This is a genomic window from Pontibacter sp. HSC-36F09 (genome assembly GCF_024171605.1).
In the GTDB taxonomy this organism is placed as follows: domain Bacteria; phylum Bacteroidota; class Bacteroidia; order Cytophagales; family Hymenobacteraceae; genus Pontibacter.
In genome coordinates, this window is the sequence record NZ_JALKAA010000005.1 from 85,529 (window position 1) to 108,198 (window position 22,670).

A 22,670-nucleotide genomic window follows, 5' to 3' on the forward strand; every position below is an offset into this window, starting at 1 on the left:
CTATGAACCACCTGCTCATCATGTTGCCTATACTTATTCCGCTGTATGGGGCTATCCTGAGCCTCTTTTTCTGGCGGTCTGTGCGCGCGCAACAGTTTGTCGGCATCATGGCCCAGGTCTGTCTGCTGATTGCTTCTTTTATGCTGCTCTTCGATATAAATGAAAACGGCATCCGCACCACCCAAGTCGGTAGCTGGCCCGCACCCTATGGCATTACGTTGGTGGCGGACTTATTCAGTGCCATGATTGTGATCAGCGGTTCCATCACAGGTATGGCTGTTTACCTTTTTTCTATCAAGGGGCTGGATAAGGCGCGTCAGACGTTCGGCTACTACCCAGTGCTCCTCGTCCTGCAACTGGGCGTGTCGGGAGCCTGTCTCACGGGTGATTTGTTCAACCTCTTTGTTTGGTTCGAAGTGCTCCTGATTTGCTGTTTTGTGTTGATTGCGCTGGGCGGTACCAAACCGCAGTTGGAGGGAGCGATCAAGTATGTGACCATCAACTTTCTGGCTACCAATTTTCTGCTGGCAGGTATAGGAGTGGTGTACGGCACGCTGGGTTCGCTCAACCTGGCTGAGCTGGCTGTGCTCGTGCGCACGCCGGCTGCACATCCGGCTCTTATTAATATGGCAGGCATGTTTTTCCTGATCGCATTCGGTATAAAGGCTGCCATTTTTCCGCTGTTTTTCTGGCTTCCGGCCTCCTACCATACCCCGCCAATTGCCATCTCCGCTTTTATAGCAGGCATCATTACCAAGGTAGGGATGTATGCGCTTATCCGTCTTTTCACGCTGATATTTGTGACCGACCAGGATCTGACTATTCCGCTTTTCACGGTGCTGGCAGGTTTTACCATGGTGCTCGGGGTGCTGGGCGCCGCTTCGCAAAACGATTTCCGCAAGATCCTGTCCTTCCATATTGTCAGCCAGATCGGGTATATGCTCATGGGACTGGCGCTGTTTACGCCCCTGGCCATAGCGGGGAGCATCTACTTCATCATCCACAACATCCTGGTCAAGACCAATCTCTTTCTGATCAGTGGTGTGGTGGCGCACCGCCATGGCACCTTCGCGCTCAAAAAACTTGGCGGTGTATACCTGCAGCAACCCTTACTGTCGGTGTTGTTTTTTATATCGGCCTTCTCGTTGGCAGGTATACCGCCCTTCTCCGGATTCTGGGGCAAGTTTATGCTAGCCAAGGCCGGCTTTGAGATCGACAGTTTTGTCATTGTGCTTGTTTCGCTGGCTGTCAGCCTGATGACCATTTTCTCGATGACCAAAATCTGGAATGAGGTATTCTGGAAAAAGAAACCGGAGTCGGACCCTTTGCTGGAAGTGATGACGGAGCAGAAGCAGCACCACAACCGCCTGCTATACCTGCCGGTCGTTATAATGACGGTGTTTATTCTCTTTATCGGGCTTTATGCCGAGCCGGTGGTGGCGATGGCGCAATTGGCGGCCGAGCAACTTCTCAACAGCGAATTATACATTAACGCCGTATTGAAAAGATAGTATGAAAACATTTATCGCCCATTTTCTGATCGCCTTCATTGGCAGTTACCTTTACTTCAAATATGGTGATCCCATGGTGCCTTACAATGCGGTCTGGGCAGTGTTGGTGGCGTCCTTTATCATGTTTCTGCTCTGGCTGACCACACCTTCTTACCACCGCTCCTACTTTCATAAACTGCCGCGGGCGATCAGTCTGATTGCCTTTTTCCTGAAAGAGCTAGTGGTGGCCAATTTCAGGGTTGCCTACGACATCCTGACGCCCAATTACCGCATGAAGCCTGCTGTGCTGGCTGTTCCGCTTTCTGTCACGACCGACCTGGAAATTACGATGCTGGCTACTATGATCACTGTGACACCGGGCTCGCTGATGATCGATGTAAGCGCTGACCGCAAGTTTATCTATATGCACACGCTTTATGTAAAAGACAATGATGTGGAAGCCGCCAAGCAGGAAGTTAAAGACGGATTTGAACGACGCATATTGAACCTGACCCGATGAGCCTATTTTCCTTCACTCTCATATTCGCCATGGCTGCCCTCAGCATTTGCCTGGTATTGATCGGTATACGGTTTGCGCTGGGCCCTACGCTGCCGGACCGCATTACGTGCTTTGACATGTTCGTGTCCAATATCATCGGTATTGTGGCGATCTATACGGAGCTCACCGGCAACCACGACTTTATTGACGTAGCCATTATCCTGTCCCTATTCGGTTTTCTTGGCTCAATCTCTTTTGCCTATTATCTCATGAAATCAACCCGATAGCCTATGTTCGAAAACATAAATTTTCTGCTCATCCGCGAAATCATCAGTTCGGTGCTCATCATCATGGGGGTGATCTTTATGTTGATCGCTGCCATCGGGCTTCTGCGCTTCCCGGACTTCTACATCCGCATGTCAGCTATCACCAAGGGGTCGACGCTGGGGGTTGGTCTCATTCTGACAGGGATGGGAACGTACTTTAATGAGCCCGACATACTATTAAAAGTGTTGCTGATCATTGGCTTTACACTCCTGACATCCCCGGTGGCAGCACACGTGATCGGGCGTACTGCTGTGCGCAACAAGATCCCTTTTTGGGAGCGTACCGACCTGGAGGAGTTTAAAGATTATCTGCACAAAGAGCACAGCACGCACCGCGACCACGAGCGGGACAACAAGCATCTGTAGCAGCAGGTATAGCAGGATTAATGTGTGGGATGATGTAAAAAAGGACGGATGGAGTCAGCGTAGGTATCGAAAGCTTCTACAGTGGTCAGGATGTGGTCTGGATACGTCAGGGCTGTTAGCTTGCCTCCGAATACGCAACCTGTGTCGATGTTGATGGTGTTGTTCTTCCAGCGCGGCTCCCGTACTGGCGTGTGCCCATATACCACTACCGCCACGCCGGAGTATTCTGCGGCCCAGTCGAGGCGAACCGGCAGGCCATGTGCATCCGTTTCCCCGGTGGTAGGCCCATACAGGCATAGGTCGCGCACCGATTTGCTGTGCCGCCCGTGCAAGCGCTCTTCCAGACCGGCATGTGCCACTACCAGGCGACCTTCATCCAGGATAATGTGGTGCGGCAAATGGCCCAGGAACTCCCGCACCCTTAAGATAAAAGCCTGGTCATAATTTTCGAGTTGGGCCATGGTTAGCTCCAGACCATGACGGACCTGTACGTTGCGCCCCATCAGCTTGCGGTAGAGTTTGTCGTCGTGGTTGCCGCTGACGCAAAGGGCTACCTCCTGCTCTGCCATGTCCATGACCAGGCGCAGCACTTCCGGCGAGTTCGGACCACGGTCCACCAGATCGCCTACAAACACCACCATGCAATCTTCGGGCGGTGTCACACGGTATCTGCCTGCTGCTTTGTCATCATATACCTCATATCCAAGCTTTTGTAGCAGCGCCATTAGCTCATCAAAACAGCCGTGCACATCTCCAATGATATGGAAATGGCCGCGCAGGTCTTTCAGTATCAGGTTTCCACTTCTGTCGGGCTCGTGGTGCATAGGCATTTATTGTATCGTTTCTGGTTCGGTCTTAACCAATATAATAACTAAGAAACGGCCCTACAGGTTAGATTTCCAGTGTTATTTTTTTTCTAGGCGACTAAAATTTATACTTTTAGGACCGCAGATTTTTGTTCCAAACTTTAAGTGGTCTTTTTTTGTAAACCCGGCTGATCTTTCCCGTATAGTCCCACATGCCACAGCTCCGCAAGTATAAATTACCTCTCCTTTGGCTTCGCCGACATACCTCCACCCGCAATTTCATTCTGATTTCCAGTGTATTGGTTGGCCTTACAGCCGGACTTGCTGCCGTAATCCTCAAAACACTGGTGCACTACATTCAGCAGTTGCTGGCCTATGGCAACCGGTTGCTCGAGGAGCCGGTGTGGCTGGTGGTGTTCCCACTTGTAGGCATTTTATTGGTGGTGTTTCTTGTGAGGGTCATGTTTAAGGGGCAGCTTGGTCGTGGCACAGCCAGTATTCTGCATGCTATTTCTCAGAAGTCGAGTTTGGTGGAGTCGCACAAAATGTACTCGCATGTGCTCACTAGTGGTATCACAGCTGGCTTTGGGGGTTCGGCTGGTCTTGAGTCGCCTATTGTGGTGACAGGCTCTGCCATCGGTTCTAACTTCGGCCGGGAATACCACCTCAACTACCGCGACCGTACTTTGTTGCTGGCTTGTGGCGCGGCTGCAGGTATAGCGGCTGTGTTCAATGCGCCTATTGCGGGTGTGCTCTTCGCTATCGAAGTACTCCTTGCCGACATTAGTATTGCTGCGTTTATACCTCTGATCATGTCATCTGTGGTGGGCGCCCTCTGTTCGCGCATTATCCTAAAAGAAGAGCAGCTTTTCTTTGCTGATCAGTTAGGTTTCTTTGCCGCATCGCATGTGCCATTTTACATCTTGCTAGGTATACTCACCGGACTAATGTCAGTTTATTATAGCCGGGCAGCATGGCGCATCGAAGCACTTTTTGAGCCCTTTCAGGACCAGCCTTACCGCCGGGCGCTCGTGGGCGGTGTACTGCTCGGGTTGCTGATCATGCTGTTTCCGCCGCTCTTCGGCGAAGGGTATGGAGCTGTTAAACTATTGGAGAGTGGTAAGCCTGAAGCACTGCTGCAAGATAGTTGGCTTTCGTTTTTCGGGACGAATGAATGGTTGGTGCTGGGTTTTGTCGGGATGCTGGCGTTAGTAAAAGTTGCGGCTACGACCTTCACAATTGCAGGGGGCGGCAATGGCGGCAACTTTGCGCCTGCTATGTTTGTGGGAGCCCACATTGGTTTCTTTTTGAGCCGACTCACCAATATGCTGCAGATTCACAAATTGCCCGAAGGTAGCTTTACAATGGTTGGGATGGCCGGCATCCTGAGTGGTGTTATGCACGCTCCACTCACTGCCGTCTTTCTGATCGCTGAAATATCAGGCGGCTATACCTTGATGATTCCGCTGATGATCGTGTCGGCCTCCGCTTATGCCATGGTCAAGTACTTTGAACCCTTTTCACTCGACACGAAGAAACTGGCCCAGAAAGGAGAACTACTTACAGCGAACAAGGATCGCACCGTGCTTCACATCATGCAGATCCGCCACTTAGTAGAGACTGATTTTCACCCTGTCAGGTATACTGCCACACTGCGCGAACTGGTGGATGTGATTGCTCAGAGCCGCCGCAACTTATACCCTGTGGTGGACGAACAACAAAAACTACGAGGCATCATCCTGCTCGAAGATGTGCGCGAAATCATGTTTAAACAGGAGAAGTATGACAAGGTACTGGTGACAGCACTGATGTCGGCGCGCCCTACCGTAGTGCGCCACAACGATACCATGGCCGACGTGATGAAGAAATTCGATGAAACAGGCGCCTGGAACCTGCCCGTTCTCCAGGACGAGCTATACCTTGGTTTCGTCTCCAAGTCAAGTATTTTTACCAAATACCGCAAGCTTTTGATCAAAACAACAGGCAACTAACTCCTCAGTATTATCTGTTGGGGTCTTTAAGGTCAGCGCCTATACCTTCGATGCCTGCCGCAGTTCGGAAACCACTGACCAGGCAGTCTTTCCAGTAGTTGAAAACGGAACGGTTTCTGGCGCGCACCACGTCAATATTACCAGCACGAAGTGCTTCCCCTACTTCCGGGTTATCGGACTTGATCACAATTTTATTAGCCACTTTAGAAAGAAGCTTTTTGGCAAATGATTGGCGCTTATCTTCGTCCTTTGTCAGCACATCCACTTTAAAATTCTGATAACGCACATTGAGGTTGCCGCTGGCTTTGTTGCGGTACAGTTCCATCTTAAAATCACTTTTCTGCAGACTGCCCTCTTTCACGCTGATAAACGTAGTCGGCTCCAAAATCGGATTAAGCACCGCCGGATCGGTGGGCCCGGCTGTGCCCTGTATGGTATGGTAGCCATCCGGATCCAATAAGTTCAGCCTGATGGTGACGGAAAGTGGTGCTTTTCCGTATACCTCCGTTTTTGCCTCCACCACAGCCGGAGTCTTGGCGGACATCCGGTTTTTATCGTTGGTCACGTTGCTGATCGTTGCGTAAAGGTTTTCAAAGGTAATGATGCCTTTCTCTGTCGCCTCCTCCGCAAGCTCTTCGTAACGGATGTGCATCCCCTGCACCTCTATCTTTTGGATGGTCAACCCTGTCTTTAGCTCTTGAATAATGTCGTGCGGGAGTGATTTATTTCCCTTCACTGCAAAATTCTTCCTGTCCATGTACGCGCTCAAAGATGGATTTTTGATCACTATATTTTTGGCTGCCAGGTTATTGTATCTGGAATGCACTTTGTAATCTACGCCACTCAGGTTTATTTCCGGCACCTCCAGTCGAATCGTCGAAACGGCTTTCCCTTTTAAACGTGCGAGGGCTGCGTTCTCCAATAGCGGAATCAGTTTCAGGTTGCCGATGTTGAGCGTCCCGTCTTCCGTATTGGCTTTAAGCGCTGTTACCTGAAGTTTGTAAGTGCCTTCTGGCAGCGTGAATTCGGCTTTTCCCGATTCCATGGCAATGCGGCGGGCGTAGTAAGCGCGTTCTTCATCCTGTAAGGCGATGCTGTCGAGGTTGAAGTCTTTCACTGTCATCATTAGATCTTCGAGTACGATCCGATCTGATTTCGCATCCCGTCCTTCCCGTATACGCAGTGAGGCCTCCGTTACTTCGATGCTCCCGATCTGCAGGTTTTTCATGATCCCATCTACGGCTTTGTGCAGCGGTTCATGACTTTCAGTAGTATCCTGGCGCATTACTGTGATCAGAATATCTGGTTTAGTTACCCGAAGCCTGCTCAGGTCAAGTGGTTTTCCGCGCAAAATCCCAAGGAAGTTTATACCTGCCAATACCAGTCTGTTTGTATTGAGATCGATCAGGGTGCGGGGCGCCTTTACTTCTATAGTGTCGCGCTGATTGGCTTCGTGGCGCCTATCCCATAACTCAAATTCAGGCACTAGTTGGATGGAGTCCGCTGTGATGCGTCCGCTTAGTAATGACGAATCGAGGCCATGCAGGTTTAAGGTATAGAGCCCGTTCGATTCTGTTTTTACCCGCGACTCCAGTTCTTCCTGTAGCCAGGGGTTAAAATATAGTGATGTGATAAAGCCAATGAGGATGAAGAATAGCGCAAGAATGAGGAGTAGCCATACCCACCATTTACGGAAGAGCGTTTTTATTTCCACGTTTCGGATTAGTTTCAGTTGAATACGAACACAGGCATGATGTGTTCACCACCTTTCCGCTTGGCTTATGTTTTTGAATACAGCAACTACGGAAGACGAGTGATGTAAATATGGAGTCTGTGAATACGCGAGCACCAGGAATTGTCGTTATGGATAGATCAAACCAACTAAATGCACAACTTTAATTATGAACGAACGTTCAATCATTGTATATTTGAGCAAATGTTCAGGATAAAATGCCCCGGTTTCAGGAAAAAAGAGAATACAGCATTAATAAATTGGTTGAGGTAGCCTTAGGGCTATTCGCATCGAAGGGTTATGAAGCGACTTCGATCCGCAACATCGCCAGCCAAGCAGGCATGTCACTCGGCCTGCTCTACAATTATTTCAAAAGCAAAGACGAGTTGCTGGAAGAGATCTTTCGGCGCAGTGTGGAAGACATACACGCCTCCTTTGTACAAACGCCTGAACAAGGTGGCTCAGGTATAGAGCAACATATCCGGCAAACTGTGAAGCTACTGAAGGAGAAACAGGATTTCTGGAAGCTGCTGCACGGCATCCGGATACAGTCTGAAGTAGTCAGGAAATTGATGGACGGCATGCAAGAGCAAACAGCCTACATCGAAGACCGCATCCGGCAAAACCTGATCGAGGCAGGCATCCCTTTCCCTGACCTCGAAGCCAAACTCCTCTTCGCCTCCATCGACGGTATGGCAAGCCATTTTCTGCTCTACGACAACTACCCCATCGATGACGTGGCCTCCCTCCTGATTATGAAGTACAAGAAGTGATTGTTGATTGATTTAAAGAACAATATGAAATCACCTAACTGGCTTGACCGCATTCTGTACCCTTTTACGCACCATACGGTGCAGCTACAAACCGGTCAGATGCATTACGTGGATGAAGGGCAGGGCGAACCCATCGTGTTTGTGCACGGTACGCCTACCTGGTCGTTTGTCTGGCGACAGCAGATCAAGGCGCTAAGCCGAACCCACCGCTGCATAGCCCCCGACCATCTGGGTTTTGGACTGTCCGACAAACCAGTGGACTTTTCCTATACCCCCGAAGCACACGCACAGAACCTGGAGCAACTGATCGATCAGCTTCAACTGAAAGACATTACCTTGGTGGTACACGATTTTGGCGGTCCAATCGGTCTAAATTACGCCCTCAGGCATCCGGAAAATGTCAAGCGTCTGGTTATTTTAAATACCTGGATGTGGTCGCTGGAAAACGAAAAGCAGATGATGAAAATCAGTGGTTTTCTCAATGGAAGCGTCGGGCAGTTCCTATACCTGAACCTGGGCTTTTCGGCGCGCATGCTCCTGCCTAAAGGATACCACCAGAAACGTCACCTCAGCAAAGACGTGCACCATCATTATCTGAAACCGCTCAACAACAGTCGTAACCGTATTGGAACCTGGCACTTTGCCGTTGCGCTGAAGGAGGCTGGGCCGTGGTTTGCCAGCCTTTGGAAGCAGCGTGAAAAGCTTCGTGCTATACCTAAACTGATTCTTTGGGGAGAGAAAGACAATCTTCTACCGCTGCATCTACTTGATAAATGGCAACAAGCATTTCCGGAAGCGGAAGTAAAGCGTTTAGAGGCCGGTCACTTTGTGCAGGAGGAAAAAGGAGGAGAAATCACTGATATGATTAAACATTTTATATAAAGAATATGTAATATTTATTGCAGATATAGTATTCTTTTTCATACCTTTATAGTCAAATTAAAACTATGAAAAAGATCATACCTTCAACATGGCTTTTAGTCATTGCATTTTTTACATTTTCATGTGACCAGAAAGATGATGAGAGCACCACGATCGTACCTAAAGTGGAGGCTACCATGGAAAGGACATTTAATTATCTGGAATCTGAGGAGGAAGAAAAAGCAGTCTACAGCCTTAGCCTGAGGGAAATGCAACTCTTGTCGGATGAAGAAAAACTACAGTTAGATTTTGCGCCGTCCCGTCCGACTGGCAATGATGCCGTGGTATTTAATATTAAGCAAGCGGATCTTTTGAATGGCTATATCGGCACCTATCCAATCCGTTCGCTTTCCAACAACAAAAAGGGACGTGCCGATATTACCTACTACCACTACTACAACAAGACAAGCAAAAGCGCTTTGTTCAGCAGTGGTAACCGGATGGAAGGCATGATTGAGATCACGGCATACAATGCCACGACTGGCCTGGCGAGCGGCAGTTTTGAAGTGATGATCAGCAATGTGACAGATCCTACCTCTTACGAGAGCAACCCGACTAAACCCCGCAAGTGCAACATTAACTTAAAAGGCAGTTTCAATAACCTGAAATTGGTAAACGCTCACTAAACAAATTTGCTTCTCTATAAGGTATAAACCAGCCGCAAACGCGACTGGTTTTTATTTTTTATGACGTTCCTGCAGCACAGCCACCACATCGGCTAACTCCAGTCCGGTAGCTGCCAGCAGCACCAGTAAGTGGTAGAGTAGATCGGCAGCCTCCCCTTTCATGGTGTCCAGTTTGCCGGCCACGGCGTCGATCACGGTTTCCACAGCCTCTTCCCCTACTTTCTGGGCAATCTTGTTCACGCCTTTATCAAAAAGGAAATTGGTATAGGATGCTTCCGTCGGGTTCGCTTTGCGTTGCTGAATCACCTCTTCGAGTCTGGCAATAAACTGGATAGCCGCCATGCGTTTAGCGGATGCATCTTCCCCAAAGCAACTAGTATCACCGGTATGGCAGGTTGGTCCGTTGGGATTTACTTTGATTAAGAGCGAGTCGTTGTCGCAATCTTCGGCTATATTAACCACCGTTAAAGTATGGCCGGAAGTTTCACCCTTGGTCCAGAGGCGGTTTTTCGAGCGGGAGAAAAACGTTACCAGCCCCTCTTTTTGCGTCTTATCAAATGCCTCCTGGTTCATGTAGCCCAGCATCAGCACCTGGCACGACTCAGCATCCTGTATAACGGCAGGTATTAGGCCGTCCATTTTATCGAAATCTAACATAGGGTAATTTTAAGATTGTTAAATTGTTATTTGGTGCACGATTCCAACAGGTCACGACCTGTCCCTACAAAGGTTCTTTTAACCATTCACTCATCCACTCCATCACTCAATCAAAAATCACACTCTCACCGCTATGCCTTCGGCTTTAAGAAACCGCTTCAGATCAGGTATACCTAGTTCACGGAAGTGGAAAAGACTGGCGGCGAGGGCAGCATCGGCATGGGCTATCTGGAATGCGTCGGCGAAATGCTGCATGGTGCCGGCGCCTCCTGAGGCGATAACAGGCACGGAAACAGCTTCTGAAACGGCCTTTGTGATGTCGAGTGCAAAACCGGCTTTGGTTCCATCGTTATTCATGCTGGTGAGCAGGATCTCGCCCGCTCCTAAGTCTACCACTCGTCTGGCCCAATCCACGGTGGCATGTTCGGTTTCTACGGTTCCGGCACGGGCGTATACCTTCCAACCTGTGGCTTCGGTATACTTGGTGTCGATAGCCATGGTTACGCACTGGCTGCCAAAGCGAAGTGTCAAATCCTCCACCAGTTGCGGGTTGCGTATGGCAGCGGAGTTGATCGACACTTTATCAGCACCGGCCATTAGAAGCACCTCCACATCAGCCACAGCACTGATGCCGCCACCCACTGTGAAAGGTATATCGATGTGGCGGGCAATATCGCGCACGAGTTCTGCAAAGGTCTTGCGCTCTTCGTTGGTGGCGGTGATATCCAGAAACACCAGTTCGTCTGCACCCTGTTCTGCATACCACTTGGCCAGTTCTACCGGGTCGCCGGCATCACGGATGTTCTCAAAACGGACACCCTTTACGGTGCGACCATTCTTGATATCAAGACAAGGTATAATGCGTTTGGTTAACATAAAAATCGCGCTAAGTCCTTTAATGTGATTGTTCCTTCGTAGATCGCTTTGCCAATAATGGCACCAGTTACGCCAATCTCCTGTAAATCTTCTAGATCCTGCACGGTCGTGACGCCACCACTGGCAATCACCTGGGCATCGGGCAAGGTGAGTTTCAGGTGACGGTAGGTGTTGGTGGATGGTCCCTGCAGCTTGCCGTCTTTGCTCACGTCAGTGCAGATGAACAGTTTGGCACCGGTTTTCAGGTAACCTGACATAAAATCCTGCAGCGGGTATTTGCTTTCTTCGGTCCAGGCACTGATAGCGATGTTGGTGCCTTTAAAATCCGCTCCGATGATGATCTTGTCTGCGCCATACTGCAGGAGCCAGTTTTTTACCTTCTCCGGCTCACGTACCGCTATGCTTCCGGCTGTGATCTGCGCAGCACCCGCATTAAAAGCCTGATTCACCGCCTCGTCTGACTGCAAACCACCGCCAAAGTCGATAACAAGGTTGGTGTTGGCGGCAATGCTTTCGAGAACATTTAAGTTTACCGGTTTGCGGGCTCGGGCGCCGTCGAGGTCCACCAGGTGCAGGCGCTTGATACCACTGGCTTCAAAGCGTTTGGCTACTTCCAGCGGGTTGCTGTCGTAGGTAGTTTGCTGGTCGAAGTCACCCTCGGTGAGGCGCACGCATTGACCACCGATCAGGTCAATGGCAGGTATAATCTCCATCATAAGGCAAGGAAGTTTTTGATGATCTGTGAACCGGCAGGACCGCTTTTTTCAGGGTGAAACTGCGCGGCGTAGAAGTTTTTATATTGTAAGGCAGCCGAGAAGGGCTCCGGATAAGAAGTCTGGGCAATGGTATACTTACTCAGCGGTACATAAAAGCTATGTACATAATAGGCGTATTCCCCTTCGGCTATACCTGTAAATAAAGGCGATTGCAGCTTCTCCAGCTGGTTCCAGCCCATGTGCGGCACTTTCAGGTCTGTTTGAAATCGCTTGACAGGCAAAGGGATGATGCCCAACATGTCCGTATCGCCCTCTTCAGAATGATCGCAGAGCAACTGCATACCCAAACACACCCCGAAAAAGGGCTGCTCGAGTGTTGGCAGTAACTTATCCAGATTGCGGACCCGCAGCTGCGCCATGGCCGATGAAGCCTCTCCCACTCCCGGAAAGATCACCTTATCTGCCGCCTTGATCGTTTCAAAATCAGAACTTAGCGTAGCCTGCACCCCCAGCCGCTCCAGTGCAAACAGCACCGACTGCACATTACCAGCTTTGTAATCAACTATAACGAGGTTCATTTATTTGATGACTAATAAATTAGTGACTAATGAATAATAGATAAAATAGAACGTGTTTAAAGCGTCTGCAACCTTAGGCTTGATTCAGTTTACGTTTCAAAAATGTTCGCAAAACGAAACAGAGAGAACTCCTAAAAGTTTTTAAGCAACTCCAATCCTGTCAATTCTTAAATCTTGATTCAGATAAACAAAAAAAGCCTGACTCGTTTCGGAGTCAGGCTTTTGGAAATATGTATTTAATACATTAAATCAAATCCATAGGCTAGCGGCTCCGAAACTTTTGTTTCGTGCATGATGGTGCAGATGTGCCAGTGTGCCTTTCATTGCTACAAATATAGGGTACGCCCAACGTAATACCATGATTATACCTGATTCTTTTTTCTTGGCAAGCTCAATTACCTTTTCAGAATGTCAGGTTTTGGGTATTTTTGAAGTATGAAAAAGATAATGATACTGGCTGGTGTGTTTGCCGTGACAATGGCGCATGCACAACAGCGCATGAGCCCGGAACTGCTTTGGAAGCTGGGTCGGGTTTCTGCAGAAACCATAACTCCCGACGGTAAATCTGTGATCTATGGCATCAGCTACCCCAATGTGGAGGAAAACAACACCGAGCGCAACCTCTATGCTATACCTGTTACGGGCGGACAACCAACCCAGCTGACTTCGACCAAAGGCGGTGAAAGCGTGGTGCACATCGACAAGGCTACCGGCAACATCGTATACCTGCACAAAGGCCAATTGTGGCAGTTAGCAGGTGGCAAGGGCGAGCCAAAACAACTGACCAACGTGGAAGGTCGACTGAGCAACGTGCGTTTCTCGCCGGACGGAAAACACCTGCTCTTCTCCCGTGAAGTGGAAGTGAAAAAGATGCACAGTACCGACATCTACCCGGAACTAAAGAAATCGGATGCCTATGTATACGACGACCTGAACTACCGTCACTGGGATACCTGGGAAGACGGTAAATTTCAGCACATCTTCTTCGCCAGCTACTACAACGGCCAGCTAGGTACGCCAGTCGACCTGATGAAGGGAGAACCATTCGATGCGCCACAAATGCCTTTCGGGGGCAAAGAAGACGTGATCTGGAGCCCGGACAGCAAGGCTATTCTTTACGTGAGCAAGAAAAAGTTCGGTAAAGCGTATGCCGTAAGCACCAACACAGACATCTACCACTACGACATCGCCAGCGGCAAGACGACTAACCTCACCGAGAGTAACCATGGCTACGACACCCACCCTATTTACAGCGCTGATGGTTCTAAACTGGTCTGGCTGGCCATGGACGAAGACGGAAACGAAGCCGACCAGAACGAGCTAATCGTGCTGGACACTAAGTCAGGCAAAAAGCACAACCTGACCAAAGACTGGGACGAGACGATCAACGGATTTGAGTGGAGCAATGATGGCAACAAGATCTGGTTTGTGGCCCCAACCAAAGGCACGATACAGGTATATGAGATCGCGCTCACTAAGAACCTCGACAAATTCACTACTAAAGGTATACGCCAGGTAACGAAAGGACAGTTCGATGTGAACGGTATCGTGGGGCAGACTGGCAATAACCTGATCGTGTCGCGTAACGACATGAACCGTGCTCCGGAACTATACCGCCTGGAAACCAAGTCAGGCAAGCTGACGCAGCTGACCACAGTGAATGACGAGGTATACGGCAAGCTGGCGAAGAGCAAAGTGGAGCCACGCACGATCAAAGCCAGCGATGGCAAAGACCTCTTCTCATGGGTGGTATACCCACCGGACTTCGATCCGAACAAGAAATACCCAACACTACTTTATTGCCAGGGCGGACCGCAGTCGGCTCTCACACAGTTTTACTCTTACCGCTGGAACCTGCAGCTGATCGCGGCTCAGGGTTACATCGTGGTGGCACCAAACCGTCGCGGTATGCCGGGCCATGGGGATGAGTGGAACCGACAGATCAGTGGTGACTGGGGTGGTCAACCTATCCGAGACTACCTGTCTGCTATCGATGATGTGGCAAAAGAATCTTATGTAGATAAAGACCGATTGGGTGCGATTGGTGCGAGCTACGGCGGTTATTCCGTGTTTATGCTGGCCGGTCTTCACGAAGGTCGTTTCAAAACCTTTATTGCGCACGATGGCCTGTTCGACATGCGAAGCTGGTATGGTACTACCGAGGAGATGTTCTTCGCCAACAATGAATTAAAGGGTCCTTATTGGGAGACCAAATCACCTCAAAGCTACAAGGAGTACAACCCGATCGAGCTAGCAAACAAGTGGGATACGCCGATTTTGATTGTACAGGGCGGTCAGGACTTCCGTGTAGGCATAGAGCAGGGTTTGCAGGCTTTCCAGCTAGCGCAACTCAAAGGCATCAAGAGCCGCTTGCTATACCTGCCTGACGAAAATCACTGGGTACTGCAGCCGCAGAATGCCATGGTGTGGCAGCGTGAGTTCTTCAAATGGTTAGATGAAACGCTTGAGAAAAAAGCAAACTAAAACAGAAAGCCCGGTACCATTCAGTACCGGGCTTTTTTGTGCTTATATGGAGACTGACCCTTGAGGGGACTACAGGGGTGTTGGCTCCTGTATGAATTAACATCCACCTCTCACTTCAAATGGGGACTTTTATATACTAATCTAAAAACTTTCCCGCAACTCATACGCCTGCCGCATCCGCTTAATCAAACGCTCCGATTCCTGAAAATTCACCGTCTGCTGTCCATCTGAGAAAGCTTCCTCCGGTTTCTGATGCGTTTCGTAGATCACGCCGTCGGCTCCAGCCATTACAGCAGCCAACGACATCGGTTCCACATGGTCGCGCAGGCCGATGCCGTGTGATGGGTCCACAATTACCGGCAAGTGAGTTTTGGCTTTGAGCACCGGCACAGCGTTCAGGTCCAGCACATTACGGTAGGAGTTTTCGTAGGAGCGTATACCGCGCTCGCACAGCATGATCTTTTCATTGCCGTTGGAAAAGATGTACTCAGCAGCTTGCAGCAACTCTTCTATCGTTCCGGAGATGCCCCGCTTCAGCAACACGGGTTTCTGTGCTTCACCCAGTGCGTCCAGCAAATTGAAGTTCTGACTGTTACGGGCACCTACCTGAAACACATCCACAAAGTCTACCATGTCTTCTATCTGCGATACCTGCATGACTTCGGTGATGATTTTGATGCCGTTCTGGCTGCAAAGTTCGTGGAACATGCGCAAGCCTTCCAGCCCCATACCTCTGAAAGCATAAGGAGAACTGCGCGGCTTGAACACGCCGCCCCGCATGATCTTCACGTTGTTGGCTTTCAGGTGCTCCACTACCAACTCAATCTGCCGCTCACTCTCAATAGAGCACGGACCAGCCATGATGCTGAAGTTGCCCTCTCCGATCACTACGCCATCGCCTAAGTCGATTAGCGTAGGATTGACGCGCCACTTGCGGGAGATCAGTTTGTACTCGTCTGACACGCGGTGAATGTCCGCCACACCCGGCAACTGCCCCAGCGTGCGGATGTCAAAATCTTTCTTACCGATACCGACAATGTAGTGCGCTTCCTGTGTTTTTACTTCGTTGGCCTTAAAGCCGATACCATTCACTTCCTGCAGTATAGCTTCCAGTAGTTCGGCAGGTATACCCTGTTGCAATTGTATGATCATGCTGTTTCTTTCTGTCTGATGCTCTGAATAAATGTCCTGATGTTTTCGCTGAGGCTGCCTTCTTTGGCCAATGCCTTGATAAAGGCACTGCCAATTATAGCGCCGCTGGCATGGTGGCAGGCTTGAGCAAATGTTTCCTGGTTGTGTATACCAAATCCGATGATGCCCGGATTGCGTAAGCCCATCCCTTTCACCCGCTCAAAATAAGTAGTGTTAACCACCGACTGCCCCGAAGTACCACCCGTCACCGAAGCCGACGATACCATATAAATAAAACCATTGGTGTGGGTGTCGATTTCACGGATGCGACGCTCCGGCGTCTGCGGTGTGATCAGGAAAATGTTGCTGAGCTTATACCTCTCGAACACCACCTTGTACTCCCGCACATAGTCCGAAAGTGGCAGGTCCGGCAAAATCAATCCGTCTATACCTAGTTCGCTGGCTTTCTGCAGAAAGCGCTCCACGCCATACTGCATCACCGGGTTCAGGTAGCCCATCAGCACCAGCGGTATCTGGGTATGCTGCCGGATATCCTGTAGTTGTGCAAATAACTTAGGTATAGTCATGCCGTTTCGGATCGCTACTTCGGAGCTTTGCTGTATAGTCGGGCCGTCAGCCAGCGGGTCCGAGAAAGGCATACCGATCTCGATCAGGTCTACCCCGTTTTTCTCCAATTCCAGTATAATTGGCACCGTATCTTCTAAATTAGGGAAGCCGGCCGTGAAGTAGACTGAAAGCAAGCCTTTTGGCTTTTGGGCATATAGTTGCTGAACTCTATTTGTCATCGAAATTGAATCTGTTTAAGTAAGTTGCCAAATCTTTGTCGCCGCGCCCTGAAAGGTTGATTACCACCACTTCATCTGGCTTCGCGCCCAGTCTGCCGATTGCTGCCAAAGCGTGTGCTGTTTCCAGCGCAGGTATGATGCCTTCCAGACGGGTCAGTTCCAGCACGGCCTGCAGTGCTTCCTCGTCGGTGATGCTCTCAAAAATCGCACGGCCTGACTTATGCAGATGCGCATGCAGCGGTCCCACACCCGGGTAGTCCAGGCCTGCGGAAATGGAATAAGGCTCTGTCACCTGCCCGTCTTGGGTTTGCATTAGTAAAGTGCGGCTGCCGTGAATGATACCCTCTTTGCCTAGCACCGAGGTAGCAGCGGACTCACCGGAGTCTATACCTAAGCCAGCGGCTTCCACGGCGACCAGCTTTACTTCAGGCCTGTCGAGGTAATGGTAAAAAGCACCGGCCGCGTTGCTGCCGCCGCCCACACAGGCCACGACATAATCCGGATTCTCGTTGCCTGTTTTCTCCAGCAACTGCGCTTTCATTTCTTCTGAAATCACTGACTGAAAACGCGCCACCATGTCCGGGTACGGGTGCGGACCTACCACAGAACCTATAATGTAATAGGTGTCTTCCGGGTTGTTGATCCAGTCGCGGATAGCTTCGTTGGTCGCATCTTTAAGCGTGCGGCTGCCGCTGGTGGCGGGCACTACGGTAGCACTTAACATTTTCATACGAGCCACATTAGGCGCCTGACGTTCAATATCTACTTCACCCATATACACGATGCACTCGAGGTTCATGAGCGCACAAACCGTAGCCGTGGCCACGCCATGCTGACCGGCACCTGTCTCGGCTATGATGCGGGTTTTGCCCAGCCGCTTAGCCAACAGGATCTGCCCAATGGTGTTGTTGATCTTGTGTGCACCGGTATGGTTCAGGTCCTCCCGCTTCAGGTAGATGTTCGTGTTATATTTTTCGGAAAGGCGTTTGGCAAAGTATAATGGCGTCGGGCGACCCACATAATCCCGGAGCAAACTCTGCATTTCCTCCTGAAAATCCGGCTCGGCCATGATGTTCAGGTAATTCTGCCGCAGTTCCTCCACATTGGGGTATAGCATTTCGGGAACATAAGCCCCGCCAAACCTGCCGTAAAATCCGTTATCGTCTACTGAATATTTCATGTGATATTTTTATTTTATCATTTCGGACAGCGGGAGAAATCTGATAGCTTTGGATCTGGATCGCTCCTGTCGTCGAGATGACAGTTAATTTAGTCTCTTTCCTTTATCAATGTGACTAGCTCTTTCAGCTTTTCCACATCCTTAAGCCCCGGCTCTAGCTCAAAACCACTGTTCACGTCAATGGCAAAGGGCTTTGGCCGTAGCTTTTCAAACTCTTTGCTCTGCAGGTTTTCCAGATTCAGACCCCCGCTCAGGAAGTAAGGTATAGGTGAGAAGTAGCCTTTGAGCATTTCCCAATCGAAGACCGTACCGTTGCCGCCAAAGTTGTTGCCACGCGTGTCGAAAAGAAAGAACTCGCAGTAACGTTCGTAGAGCAAGGTGTTCTCGAAGGAAAAACGATCATCTACCGAAAAGGCCTTGATCAGGCGTATACCTGTCTCCTGCAATTCCCGGCATTGCCCCGGGGTTTCATGGCCATGTAGTTGCACCAGATCCAGTCCATATTTCTCTACGGTAGCCAGTATATCTTCTGTAGTTTCATTCACGAAAACACCCACTTTGTTTATACCTGCCGGAAGCTCAGCTAAGAGTTCCGGGGTGATATGGCCTTCGCAGTAGCGCTTGGAGCCTTTATAAAAGATAAAGCCCATGTAGTCGGGTTGTAGTGCAGCGACCTGCCGGATGTTTTCCGGGTCGTGCATACCGCAAACTTTTATTTTCAGGTCTTTCATTCTGCCGATCGTTTGAATAGTGTTATGTGTAATTTGAGTTTACGACTGCGCCTGCACAAGCGAATCGCGCTGTTGCAGTTGGCGCAGCTCCCGGATGAACTCAGCAGCGGCACGCTCCGGACGACCGTCTGTCATAAAGGCCTCCCCGATCAGGAAGCCATTATAACCCACCTGCTGCAGCTCCACCAATGTCTCAGGTGATTTCAATCCGCTCTCCGACACCTTGGTCATACCTGCCGGAATGTGCTGCGCCAGCTCCAGGGACAAGGCAACATCGGTCTGGAAAGTCTGGAGGTTGCGGTTGTTCACTCCCACGATTGTCACGTTCTCACAAAGCGACGCTTCCAGTTCCTGATGAGAATGCACCTCCAGCAAAACCTCCAGTCTAAAAGAGCGGGCAAAAGCGGCCAGTTGTTTTAGTCTGTTGGGTTCCAAAGCTGCCGCAATCAGTAAAATGGCATCGGCTCCGATAGACTTGGCCTCTACGATCTGGTATTCGTCAACTGTAAAGTCTTTGCGCAGAATCGGGCAGTAATTATACTTGCGGGCGATCATCAGGTCTTCGTTCTTGCCCCCGAAATAGTGTGAGTCCGTCAGGATAGATAATGCCGATGCTCCTGCCTGCATGTAGCCAATGGAAGTGCGTTCCACCGAAACGTACGGGTTGATATCGCCTTTGGAAGGAGACTTTCGCTTGATCTCGGCAATGATGCCACTCTTGTCTGGCCGCAACAGGTAGCGCTCCAGCGATAGGCAAGGTGTTTCGAAGTATAAACTCTTCTCCAGTAGCTTCACCGGGTATAGTGCCTTGCGTTCTTCTACTTCTTTGTATTTATGGGCGATGATTTGGTCGAGTATATTCATGGTTATCGAAATTGAAGTTGTTGAAATAATCAGGCTGTCACCAGCTTTGTATCCTGTATCATTTTGTTAAACAAGGTATAAGCCTTGCCGGATTGTAGTGTTTCTTTAGCTAATTGCACAGCTTCAGGTACAGCCGTTTCGGGACGGGCGCAGTTGATGGCCATACCTGCATTGGCGGCGACTACATCAGTTTGAGCAGGCGTGCCTTCACCTTTGAGCACCTTTAGAAAAATGTCGGCAGACTCCGCTATACCTCCTCCGCCTTTAATCTGACTGTGCTCCAGACGACCGAGGCCCAAGTCATTGGCATCGAGCAATTGCTCTTTATTATCTGCAATCACTTTAAAAGGACTGGTCAGGGAGATTTCGTCGTAACCGTCCAAGGTATGGAGGATGCTATATCGGATGTCAGGCTGCTGTTGGTAGAGGTAGCCAAACATGCGGGCCAGTTCTAGGCTGAAAACACCCACCAACTGTTTCTTCGGGAAAGCCGGGTTCACCATCGGGCCAAGCATGTTGAAAAAAGTCTTCACGCCAAGGTCTTTCCGAATGGACCCGACACTTTTCATGGCCGGATGGAAAAGCGGGGCGTGCAGAAAACAGATGTTATACTCGGCGATGCTGCGTTCCAGTTTGTCGGTATAGGTGGTAAACTTTATACCTAGCGCCTCCAGCACGTTCGACGAGCCGCAGGAAGAAGAAACCCCGTAGTTGCCGTGCTTAGCCACCGCAATGCCATTTGCCGCTACCACAAAGGATGAAAGCGTAGAGATGTTAAAGGTATCCTTGCCATCACCGCCTGTGCCACAAAGATCAATCGGATCATAAGCATCCAGGTCTACCCGATGGCAAAGCTCCAATAAGGCATTGCGAAAGCCTTCCAGTTCCTCCACCGTAATGCTGCGCATCATGTATACCGTCAGGAAGCACGAAACCTGGTTTTGGTTATACCTGCCAGTAGCAATGTTTTTCAGCACTTCCCGTGCCTCTTCCCGGGTCAGGGTTTTATGTTCAAATAAGTGATTCAGTATTTCTTTCATGTTGCTCTTGACAAATGATTATTTGATTGAAGACAAAGGACATCTTGTTAATCGCTGTTTAGTCCTTTGTCACTTATTCCTATGTCTAATTTTCCAGCCAGTTCTTGATCATCTCCCGCCCATGCTCTGTCAGCACGGACTCCGGGTGGAATTGCACGCCACGCACATCATAGTTTTGGTGGCGCAGCGCCATGATATTGCCGGAATTATCTACTGCCGTTGGCACCAGGCAGTCAGGCAGGTTTTGCTCCACCAACCAGGAGTGGTAGCGGCCGGTGTTGAAGTGCTTCGGCAGATTTCGGAAAAGCGGTTCTTTCTCACAAATCACTTCAACAGGAGTTGCTATACCGTGCCATACCTTATTGCTGTTTAATAACTTACCGCCGTACACTTCACCTATTGCCTGATGCCCTAGACATACTCCGAAAAGACTTTTGCTCGACCCAAACTCCCGGATGATTTCCTTGAGCATCCCGGCCTCATCAGGTATACCGGGTCCCGGCGAAAGCATGATTTTATCAAATTGCGCCACTTCCTCCAGGCTTGTCTTGTCGTTGCGACGCACGGTTACTTCAGCTCCCAGTTCCTGCAACAGGTGCACAAGGTTGTAAGTGAACGAATCGTAATTGTCGATTAACAGAACTTTCATATTAGTTGATCTCCTGTGCTAAGGTGAGGGCTTTTCGCAGGGCCATTAGTTTGTTGTCGACTTCCTGCAATTCGCTGTTTTCGTCAGAGGCGGCGACTATACCTGCACCGGCCTGGTAGAAAAGTTTATAGTCTTTGCTCAGAAAAGAGCGGATCATAATGGCACTGTTGAAATTGCCGTTGAAATCCATGAAGCCGATGCAGCCTCCGTAAAAAGAGCGGTTAGTGGTTTCGTACTGGTCGATCAGTTGCATGGCCTTGTACTTGGGAGCACCAGAGAGTGTACCGGCCGGAAAAGTACTGGCTACCATTTGCAGCGAGTCTTCCTGGTTGTGCAACTGCCCCGATACTTTGGATACCAGGTGAATGACGTGCGAGTAGAATTGTATTTCCCGGAAAGTCTCCACTTCCACGCTGTGCCCGTTGCGGCTCAAGTCGTTGCGTGCCAGGTCTACCAGCATTACGTGCTCGGCATTCTCTTTTGGGTCAGCCAGGAGTTTTTCGGCCAGTGCAGCGTCGGCGGCATCATCACCGGTTCTTCGGAAAGTACCTGCTATCGGAAAAATGCTGGCTTTGCCGTCTTTGATAACCAGTTGCGCCTCCGGCGAAGAGCCAAAGATCTTGAAGCTGCCGTAGTCGAAGTAGAACAGGTATGGCGAGGGGTTAACAGAGCGGAGGGCCCGGTATACATTAAAGTCATCACCCTGAAAAGCCTGCTCAAAGCGACGCGACAATACCAACTGAAACACATCGCCCCGGAAACAATGCTCTTTCGCCCGCCTGATATTTTGCAGAAACGCCTCTCTGCTAATGTTACATGCCTCCTCACCTATCGACTTAAAGGTATAGCTCGGAATGTTGCGGCTGTTGAGGAGGGCCTCCAGCTGTACTATACCTGTCTCCTTTTCCTCTCCATAAGAATGCGAGAAAATAAAAGCCTCATTGGTGAAGTGGTTGATGGCAATAATGTAGCGGTAAACGGCATAGTACAGGTCCGGCATCTGCTGGCAGTCGGCGCGCAAATCGAGCTTGATGTCTTCAAAATAGCGCACCGCATCGTAGTTCATGTAGCCAAACAAACCATTGCTGATAAAGTTGAAGTTGTTTTGCTCAGGCTCAAATCTGCCGGCAAAAGCAGACAGTCTCGCAGGCACATTCAGCTCTTTGGTGATGGGCGTATCTACGGTGCTGCCATCCGGAAACACTTCGGTCAAAACTTCTTTTTCGGCTTTGATGCTCGCCAACGGACTGCAGCAGATATAAGAGAAGCTGTTCTCTGCGCCGTGGTAATCCGAGCTCTCCAGCAGGATGCTGTTTGGGAAACGGTCGCGCAGTTTCAGGTATACACTCACCGGTGTAAGTGTGTCGGCCAAAAGCCGCTTATAAGTTGTCGTGATCTTATACTTTGTCATCATTCAAATAGAATTAA

General features: G+C 49.9%; 23 protein-coding genes. 9 read left to right on the forward strand and 14 right to left on the reverse strand.

Features of this window, described 5'->3' with window-relative positions; all coding sequences use genetic code 11:
* Positions 1-2: 2 nt before the first annotated feature.
* The 4 genes from L1278_RS14885 to mnhG are packed head-to-tail and all read left to right on the forward strand — an operon-like array spanning position 3 to position 2,681.
* The gene (locus tag L1278_RS14885) at positions 3-1,511 is read left to right on the forward strand and encodes a proton-conducting transporter membrane subunit (protein ID WP_253405793.1); all 1,509 of its coding nucleotides are present in this window, start codon (positions 3-5) and stop codon (positions 1,509-1,511) included.
* A 1-nt stretch (position 1,512) separates the two neighbouring features.
* Positions 1,513-2,010, forward strand: a complete 498-nt coding sequence (locus L1278_RS14890) for a Na+/H+ antiporter subunit E (RefSeq protein WP_253405796.1) — start codon at positions 1,513-1,515, stop codon at positions 2,008-2,010.
* Positions 2,007-2,276, forward strand: a complete 270-nt coding sequence (locus L1278_RS14895; RefSeq protein WP_253405797.1) for a monovalent cation/H+ antiporter complex subunit F — start codon at positions 2,007-2,009, stop codon at positions 2,274-2,276. Before L1278_RS14890 ends, L1278_RS14895 begins: the two co-directional genes overlap by 4 nt.
* A gap of 3 nt (positions 2,277-2,279) precedes the next feature.
* On the forward strand, positions 2,280-2,681 hold the full coding sequence (mnhG, locus tag L1278_RS14900) for a monovalent cation/H(+) antiporter subunit G (protein WP_253405799.1): 402 nt from the start codon (positions 2,280-2,282) through the stop codon (positions 2,679-2,681).
* Between the two features lie 17 nt (positions 2,682-2,698).
* Here the strand turns inward: mnhG and L1278_RS14905 are convergent, their stop codons facing one another.
* Positions 2,699-3,511, reverse strand: a complete 813-nt coding sequence (locus L1278_RS14905) for a metallophosphoesterase (RefSeq protein WP_253405801.1) — start codon at positions 3,509-3,511, stop codon at positions 2,699-2,701.
* 188 nt (positions 3,512-3,699) lie between these two features.
* Between L1278_RS14905 and L1278_RS14910 the strand changes: the two genes are divergently transcribed.
* Positions 3,700-5,478 carry a chloride channel protein gene (locus tag L1278_RS14910; protein WP_253405802.1) on the forward strand — a complete coding sequence of 593 codons (1,779 nt, stop codon included), beginning with the start codon at positions 3,700-3,702 and terminating at the stop codon, positions 5,476-5,478.
* A gap of 10 nt (positions 5,479-5,488) precedes the next feature.
* On the opposite strand, the gene L1278_RS19685 is transcribed toward L1278_RS14910, so the two are convergent.
* Positions 5,489-7,192, reverse strand: a complete 1,704-nt coding sequence (locus L1278_RS19685; RefSeq protein ID WP_253405804.1) for a DUF748 domain-containing protein — start codon at positions 7,190-7,192, stop codon at positions 5,489-5,491.
* A gap of 236 nt (positions 7,193-7,428) precedes the next feature.
* Between L1278_RS19685 and L1278_RS14920 the strand changes: the two genes are divergently transcribed.
* From L1278_RS14920 to L1278_RS14930, 3 genes are all read left to right on the forward strand, one after another.
* Positions 7,429-7,983, forward strand: a complete 555-nt coding sequence (locus L1278_RS14920) for a TetR/AcrR family transcriptional regulator (RefSeq protein ID WP_220627178.1) — start codon at positions 7,429-7,431, stop codon at positions 7,981-7,983.
* 24 nt (positions 7,984-8,007) lie between these two features.
* On the forward strand, positions 8,008-8,865 hold the full coding sequence (locus L1278_RS14925; protein WP_253405806.1) for an alpha/beta fold hydrolase: 858 nt from the start codon (positions 8,008-8,010) through the stop codon (positions 8,863-8,865).
* 65 nt (positions 8,866-8,930) lie between these two features.
* Positions 8,931-9,530, forward strand: coding sequence for a hypothetical protein (locus tag L1278_RS14930; RefSeq protein ID WP_253405809.1), 600 nt, complete (start codon positions 8,931-8,933; stop codon positions 9,528-9,530).
* Positions 9,531-9,581: 51 nt separating this feature from the next.
* Here the strand turns inward: L1278_RS14930 and hisIE are convergent, their stop codons facing one another.
* From hisIE to hisH, 4 genes are all read right to left on the reverse strand, one after another.
* Positions 9,582-10,187: a bifunctional phosphoribosyl-AMP cyclohydrolase/phosphoribosyl-ATP diphosphatase HisIE gene (hisIE, locus tag L1278_RS14935; RefSeq protein ID WP_253405811.1), complete on the reverse strand. Its 606-nt coding sequence runs from the start codon at positions 10,185-10,187 to the stop codon at positions 9,582-9,584.
* A 117-nt stretch (positions 10,188-10,304) separates the two neighbouring features.
* Positions 10,305-11,063, reverse strand: coding sequence for an imidazole glycerol phosphate synthase subunit HisF (gene hisF, locus L1278_RS14940; RefSeq protein WP_253405813.1), 759 nt, complete (start codon positions 11,061-11,063; stop codon positions 10,305-10,307).
* Positions 11,057-11,779 (reverse strand): 1-(5-phosphoribosyl)-5-[(5-phosphoribosylamino)methylideneamino]imidazole-4-carboxamide isomerase, encoded by a 723-nt coding sequence (gene hisA / locus L1278_RS14945; RefSeq protein ID WP_253405814.1) that lies wholly within the window; start codon positions 11,777-11,779, stop codon positions 11,057-11,059. Before hisA ends, hisF begins: the two co-directional genes overlap by 7 nt.
* Entirely contained in the window at positions 11,776-12,357 is a 582-nt protein-coding gene (gene hisH, locus L1278_RS14950; protein WP_253405816.1) for an imidazole glycerol phosphate synthase subunit HisH, read from the reverse strand. The genes hisA and hisH overlap by 4 nt, the downstream gene beginning before the upstream one ends.
* A gap of 435 nt (positions 12,358-12,792) precedes the next feature.
* On the opposite strand from hisH, the gene L1278_RS14955 reads away from it, so the two are divergent.
* Entirely contained in the window at positions 12,793-14,841 is a 2,049-nt protein-coding gene (locus L1278_RS14955; RefSeq protein WP_253405818.1) for a S9 family peptidase, read from the forward strand.
* A 141-nt stretch (positions 14,842-14,982) separates the two neighbouring features.
* On the opposite strand, the gene L1278_RS14960 is transcribed toward L1278_RS14955, so the two are convergent.
* The 8 genes from L1278_RS14960 to L1278_RS14995 form a co-directional block, all read right to left on the reverse strand.
* The gene (locus L1278_RS14960; RefSeq protein ID WP_253405820.1) at positions 14,983-15,993 is read right to left on the reverse strand and encodes a bifunctional 3-deoxy-7-phosphoheptulonate synthase/chorismate mutase; all 1,011 of its coding nucleotides are present in this window, start codon (positions 15,991-15,993) and stop codon (positions 14,983-14,985) included.
* On the reverse strand, positions 15,990-16,778 hold the full coding sequence (gene trpA, locus L1278_RS14965) for a tryptophan synthase subunit alpha (protein WP_253405821.1): 789 nt from the start codon (positions 16,776-16,778) through the stop codon (positions 15,990-15,992). Before trpA ends, L1278_RS14960 begins: the two co-directional genes overlap by 4 nt.
* Positions 16,768-17,958, reverse strand: a complete 1,191-nt coding sequence (gene trpB, locus L1278_RS14970; RefSeq protein WP_253405823.1) for a tryptophan synthase subunit beta — start codon at positions 17,956-17,958, stop codon at positions 16,768-16,770. Before trpB ends, trpA begins: the two co-directional genes overlap by 11 nt.
* Before the next feature lie 89 nt (positions 17,959-18,047).
* Positions 18,048-18,689, reverse strand: coding sequence for a phosphoribosylanthranilate isomerase (locus tag L1278_RS14975; protein ID WP_253405825.1), 642 nt, complete (start codon positions 18,687-18,689; stop codon positions 18,048-18,050).
* 39 nt (positions 18,690-18,728) lie between these two features.
* Positions 18,729-19,553, reverse strand: coding sequence for an indole-3-glycerol phosphate synthase TrpC (gene trpC, locus L1278_RS14980; protein ID WP_253405827.1), 825 nt, complete (start codon positions 19,551-19,553; stop codon positions 18,729-18,731).
* Between the two features lie 29 nt (positions 19,554-19,582).
* Positions 19,583-20,593 (reverse strand): anthranilate phosphoribosyltransferase, encoded by a 1,011-nt coding sequence (gene trpD / locus L1278_RS14985; RefSeq protein WP_253405829.1) that lies wholly within the window; start codon positions 20,591-20,593, stop codon positions 19,583-19,585.
* Between the two features lie 85 nt (positions 20,594-20,678).
* Positions 20,679-21,242, reverse strand: a complete 564-nt coding sequence (locus tag L1278_RS14990) for an aminodeoxychorismate/anthranilate synthase component II (protein WP_253405830.1) — start codon at positions 21,240-21,242, stop codon at positions 20,679-20,681.
* A gap of 1 nt (position 21,243) precedes the next feature.
* Positions 21,244-22,653 (reverse strand): anthranilate synthase component I family protein, encoded by a 1,410-nt coding sequence (locus L1278_RS14995; protein ID WP_253406014.1) that lies wholly within the window; start codon positions 22,651-22,653, stop codon positions 21,244-21,246.
* Positions 22,654-22,670 lie beyond the last annotated feature (17 nt).

Coding starts and splice junctions, on each gene's coding strand:
- hisA (WP_253405814.1), bottom strand. CDS start 11,779: ATGATGGAGATTATACCTGCCATTGACCTGATCGGTGGTCAATGCGTG.
- hisF (WP_253405813.1), bottom strand. CDS start 11,063: ATGTTAACCAAACGCATTATACCTTGTCTTGATATCAAGAATGGTCGC.
- trpB (WP_253405823.1), bottom strand. CDS start 17,958: ATGAAATATTCAGTAGACGATAACGGATTTTACGGCAGGTTTGGCGGG.
- hisIE (WP_253405811.1), bottom strand. CDS start 10,187: ATGTTAGATTTCGATAAAATGGACGGCCTAATACCTGCCGTTATACAG.
- L1278_RS14885 (WP_253405793.1), top strand. CDS start 3: ATGAACCACCTGCTCATCATGTTGCCTATACTTATTCCGCTGTATGGG.
- L1278_RS14895 (WP_253405797.1), top strand. CDS start 2,007: ATGAGCCTATTTTCCTTCACTCTCATATTCGCCATGGCTGCCCTCAGC.
- trpC (WP_253405827.1), bottom strand. CDS start 19,553: ATGAATATACTCGACCAAATCATCGCCCATAAATACAAAGAAGTAGAA.
- L1278_RS14910 (WP_253405802.1), top strand. CDS start 3,700: ATGCCACAGCTCCGCAAGTATAAATTACCTCTCCTTTGGCTTCGCCGA.
- mnhG (WP_253405799.1), top strand. CDS start 2,280: ATGTTCGAAAACATAAATTTTCTGCTCATCCGCGAAATCATCAGTTCG.
- trpA (WP_253405821.1), bottom strand. CDS start 16,778: ATGACAAATAGAGTTCAGCAACTATATGCCCAAAAGCCAAAAGGCTTG.
- L1278_RS14890 (WP_253405796.1), top strand. CDS start 1,513: ATGAAAACATTTATCGCCCATTTTCTGATCGCCTTCATTGGCAGTTAC.
- L1278_RS14905 (WP_253405801.1), bottom strand. CDS start 3,511: ATGCCTATGCACCACGAGCCCGACAGAAGTGGAAACCTGATACTGAAA.
- L1278_RS14990 (WP_253405830.1), bottom strand. CDS start 21,242: ATGAAAGTTCTGTTAATCGACAATTACGATTCGTTCACTTACAACCTT.
- L1278_RS14925 (WP_253405806.1), top strand. CDS start 8,008: ATGAAATCACCTAACTGGCTTGACCGCATTCTGTACCCTTTTACGCAC.
- L1278_RS14955 (WP_253405818.1), top strand. CDS start 12,793: ATGAAAAAGATAATGATACTGGCTGGTGTGTTTGCCGTGACAATGGCG.
- L1278_RS14995 (WP_253406014.1), bottom strand. CDS start 22,653: ATGACAAAGTATAAGATCACGACAACTTATAAGCGGCTTTTGGCCGAC.
- trpD (WP_253405829.1), bottom strand. CDS start 20,593: ATGAAAGAAATACTGAATCACTTATTTGAACATAAAACCCTGACCCGG.
- L1278_RS14920 (WP_220627178.1), top strand. CDS start 7,429: ATGCCCCGGTTTCAGGAAAAAAGAGAATACAGCATTAATAAATTGGTT.
- L1278_RS14930 (WP_253405809.1), top strand. CDS start 8,931: ATGAAAAAGATCATACCTTCAACATGGCTTTTAGTCATTGCATTTTTT.
- L1278_RS14960 (WP_253405820.1), bottom strand. CDS start 15,993: ATGATCATACAATTGCAACAGGGTATACCTGCCGAACTACTGGAAGCT.
- hisH (WP_253405816.1), bottom strand. CDS start 12,357: ATGAACCTCGTTATAGTTGATTACAAAGCTGGTAATGTGCAGTCGGTG.
- L1278_RS14975 (WP_253405825.1), bottom strand. CDS start 18,689: ATGAAAGACCTGAAAATAAAAGTTTGCGGTATGCACGACCCGGAAAAC.